Raw genomic sequence first — 3,637 nt, 5'->3', positions numbered from 1 at the left:
CCTGCGAGTAATGTAGCCTCATTTGTGAGTAATTCTTTTGAGGATATACAAACGATAACCATAACAAACGATGGTTATGGAACGTATGAATATCAATTAGACGGAGACGGTCCATGGCAAACGAGTCCAATATTTACATATGTAACGGCAGGAATACATTATATAACGATACGCGATGTTACTAGTGCTGACTATGGCTGTGATCAAGTGATTGTATCGGGTATAAGTATTGTTAATTATCCGCATTTCTTTACTCCAAATGGAGATGGAATCAATGATACATGGAATATTACAGGATTAAGTAGTCAAGATAATGCAAAAATTTATATCTTTGACCGTTACGGAAAGTTGCTGAAACAAATAAGTTCTAATCAAGCAAGTGGATGGGACGGAACATATATAGGGGAGCCCTTACCAGCAACGGATTATTGGTTTACTGTAGATTATTATGAAATAGAACCAACAGGTACATTAGTACCCAAACAATTTAAAGCACACTTTTCATTAAAACGATAATATATTTAAGTTAAGCTATAAAAAAAGCAACTCAATTGAGTTGCTTTTTTATTGTAATAAGTTTGTATTTTTTTACATCATTCAAGTCTATAAAAAGCGAAACTATAAGTGTAAATTTATTAAGTCAATTAATGATTATTGTCTTTTTCCTTTATATTGTTTTAAAAGAGTTTTAGTAAACTCTTCTTCTATTTTTTTGAGTTGGAGTGTTTTTTTTGCACCTAAAATTGTTTTAGTGTCTGTTACATTTTTTTTTCGCAACAAAAATAATTCCTGATCAATAGATTCCATTTGGGATAAAATAGTTTCAGCTTCTTTGTCGTCAATTACATCTAAACCATCTTCTTTTAATTTTTTCATGATGGTTTTCATTTTTTTATGACGCAGATCAAATTGTTTAGCATCAAAAAGATTATAAATGGGCCAAAACTTTTCAGCTTCAGCAGTTGTAAGATTTAATTCTTTTGTAATATAAGCAACTTTTAAAGCTTTAACTTTTTCAAACTTTTCTTTGTGTGGCTGTGCAACAGTAACTAAAGAAACTAGGACAAGAAATAATGTAATAATTTTTTTCATATTTTTATTCGTTTAAATATAGATCAATGTTTTGGTTATTTTCGTTTAAATATAATTCAACTCCATTACCATTAAAAACTACAATTTCTTCAAGTGATGTAATATCATCATTGGTTAATTGGTTTGCTATTTCATAATTGTTTATGGAAGGTTGTATTGACAAATAGTTTAAATAATCGGCATCTTCAATGGCATTAGTTTGATTAATAGTGTAATAAAAAGGCAACGCAATAGAAACTAATAAAACAGCAGCTACGCCGGCCATCCAAAGTCTTTTATTTTGCCATGCTGAAATAACTTTTGAACTACTTTTGACAGTTAATTGATTAAGTATTTTGTTTTCAAGCTCTTCAAAGTAATTTTCAGGAACTTTAAATCCTGAATTTATTTTTTTATTTAGTTTAAAGTTATTCATAAATATAAGATGATAATTAGTTGAAAAGGTTTAATTTGATTTGATGAAACTTTCAATTTTTTTTGATGCAATATGATAACTTGCTTTTAATGCACCCACTGATGTTTCGAGAAGATCAGACATTTTTTCGTATTTCATTTCTTCAAAATATTTCAATTTAAAAACCAATTGTTGTTTATGAGGCAAGGTGGCTATAGCTTTTTGTAATTTCAGTTGAATTTCACTTCCTTCAAAATACACATCACTTTCTAAATTGTTTATCATTTTACTTTGTAAATCTATATTTGAAATGCCACTTTTTTTGGCTTTTTGTTGTAAAAAAGTTAACGATTCATTGGTTGCGATTCGAAATATCCAAGAGTATAATTTACTTTCGCCTTTAAATTTTTTTATATTGGAAAACACTTTTATAAAGGTATTTTGCAAAACATCATCAGCATCATCATGGTTTAAAACGATAGAACGAATATGAAAATACAAAGGTTTTTGATGCAATTGTATTAGTTTTTTGAACGCTTCATTTTGCGTACTTGGGTTTATCAACTCTGATAAAAAAAAAATTTCGTCTTGCAATTTTACACTAATTTTATATAGGACTAAAGATAGTTAAAAAGGTTTAAATTAATTTTTTATAATCTCTTGTAGCATGTACCTTTGTTTTAAATTAAAAAACATGATACAAACCGTTATTTTTGATATGGATGGAGTAATTGTTGATACAGAGCCTGTTCATCGTTATGCTTATTTTCAACATTTTAAACTATTAAATATTAAAGTTTCTGATGAAATGTATCATGGTTTTACAGGTAATTCAACACGAAATGTTTTTCAAAAAATAAAAGATCATTTTAATTTATTAGAAGATGTAGAAGATTTAATTCAGACTAAAAGGAGTTTGTTTAATAATGCTTTTGACACCAAAGAGGATTTGTTTTTAATTGATGGGGTAGAAAATTTAATAAAAGACTTGCATGCACATAATATTCAGTTAATTGTTGCATCATCAGCTTCAAAATTGACGATTAACAGAGTTTTTTCTCGTTTTAATTTACATCCATATTTTACTCATATTGTTTCTGGAGAAGATTTTCCAAAATCAAAACCACATCCCGCTATTTTTGAATTTGCAGCAAGTTTATCGGAGGCACCAAAAGAAAACTGTATTGTAATTGAAGATAGCGCTAACGGTGTTGAAGCTTCTGTTGCAGCTGGTATATTTTGTGTAGGATATAACAGTATAAATTCAAAAGATCAAAATTTATCTAAAGCAAATATAATTATCCAAGATTTTAGAGCATTGAATGCTAAAACTGTTAAGAATTTGAAATAATTTGAAATCAGCCAACAGCTTCTTTGTATATTTTTAAACAAAGTTCTCGAGCTTCTTTATGGTCTACAATGGGTTTAGGATAGTTTGGTGTGTTTAATTCGGGTATCCATTTTTTAATGTATTTTAAATCTGAATCAAATTTTTTGACTTGTTCGGTTGGATTAAAAATTCTGAAATAAGGAGCTGCGTCTACTCCAGATCCAGCCGCCCATTGCCAGTTTCCTACATTGCTTGATTGTTCATAATCCAATAGCTTTTGAGCAAAATAAGTTTCGCCCCATTTCCAGTCGATTAATAAATGTTTGCACAAAAAACTAGCAACAACCATTCGAACACGATTATGCATATGACCGGTTTTGTTTAGTTCACGCATGCCTGCATCAACAATTGGGTATCCTGTTTTTCCTTGGCACCATTTTTTAAATAAGGATTCATTATTTTTCCATTGAATAGCATCATATTTTGGTCTAAAACTCGAATTAATAGTATGTGGATAATGCCATAAAATTTGCATAAAAAACTCCCTCCAAATTAACTCTTTTAAAAAAGTTTCATTTTCAAAATTTGCAGCATAATGAACTATTTTACGTATAGAAACTACTCCAAAACGTAAATGTGTACCCAACATTGAAGTTCCGTTTATGGCTGGAAAATTTCTAGTTTCTTCATATTTAGAAATAGTTTTATTACTAATGTTAAAGGGACTAACTTTTATAGAAGAAACTTCAAAATTAATATCTTTAAGACTCAAAAAAGGGTAGGAGTGTTTTATAATCTTATCTAATTTATCTTCAGAATTA

6 protein-coding genes are annotated in these 3,637 nt (G+C 28.9%); 2 read left to right on the top strand and 4 right to left on the bottom strand.

The window, feature by feature from the left end:
* Positions 1-516 (top strand): T9SS type B sorting domain-containing protein (locus AABM47_RS05075; protein ID WP_338409844.1); only part of this gene is annotated, 516 nt, incomplete at its 5' end.
* Positions 517-651: 135 nt separating this feature from the next.
* Here the strand turns inward: AABM47_RS05075 and AABM47_RS05070 are convergent.
* The 3 genes from AABM47_RS05070 to AABM47_RS05060 are packed head-to-tail and all read right to left on the bottom strand — an operon-like array spanning position 652 to position 2,080.
* Positions 652-1,092, bottom strand: a complete 441-nt coding sequence (locus tag AABM47_RS05070) for a sensor of ECF-type sigma factor (protein ID WP_338409843.1) — start codon at positions 1,090-1,092, stop codon at positions 652-654.
* Between the two features lie 4 nt (positions 1,093-1,096).
* Complete coding sequence (locus AABM47_RS05065; RefSeq protein ID WP_338409842.1) at positions 1,097-1,507, bottom strand: hypothetical protein; 411 nt, start codon at positions 1,505-1,507, stop codon at positions 1,097-1,099.
* A 30-nt stretch (positions 1,508-1,537) separates the two neighbouring features.
* Positions 1,538-2,080, bottom strand: a complete 543-nt coding sequence (locus AABM47_RS05060; RefSeq protein WP_338409841.1) for an RNA polymerase sigma factor — start codon at positions 2,078-2,080, stop codon at positions 1,538-1,540.
* Between the two features lie 100 nt (positions 2,081-2,180).
* Between AABM47_RS05060 and AABM47_RS05055 the strand changes: the two genes are divergently transcribed.
* The gene (locus AABM47_RS05055) at positions 2,181-2,837 is read left to right on the top strand and encodes an HAD family hydrolase (RefSeq protein ID WP_338409840.1); all 657 of its coding nucleotides are present in this window, start codon (positions 2,181-2,183) and stop codon (positions 2,835-2,837) included.
* Between the two features lie 7 nt (positions 2,838-2,844).
* On the opposite strand, the gene AABM47_RS05050 is transcribed toward AABM47_RS05055, so the two are convergent.
* The coding region (locus tag AABM47_RS05050; RefSeq protein ID WP_338409839.1) for a deoxyribodipyrimidine photo-lyase at positions 2,845-3,637 on the bottom strand (793 nt) is incomplete at its 5' end.

It is taken from the genome of uncultured Flavobacterium sp., assembly GCF_963925415.1.
Classification (GTDB): domain Bacteria; phylum Bacteroidota; class Bacteroidia; order Flavobacteriales; family Flavobacteriaceae; genus Flavobacterium.
This window is presented reverse-complemented; position numbering and strand designations above follow the sequence as displayed.

Bases quoted from the DNA above. Each gene is read 5' to 3' on its own strand.
- AABM47_RS05070 (WP_338409843.1), bottom strand. From the start codon at position 1,092: ATGAAAAAAATTATTACATTATTTCTTGTCCTAGTTTCTTTAGTTACT.
- AABM47_RS05065 (WP_338409842.1), bottom strand. From the start codon at position 1,507: ATGAATAACTTTAAACTAAATAAAAAAATAAATTCAGGATTTAAAGTT.
- AABM47_RS05055 (WP_338409840.1), top strand. From the start codon at position 2,181: ATGATACAAACCGTTATTTTTGATATGGATGGAGTAATTGTTGATACA.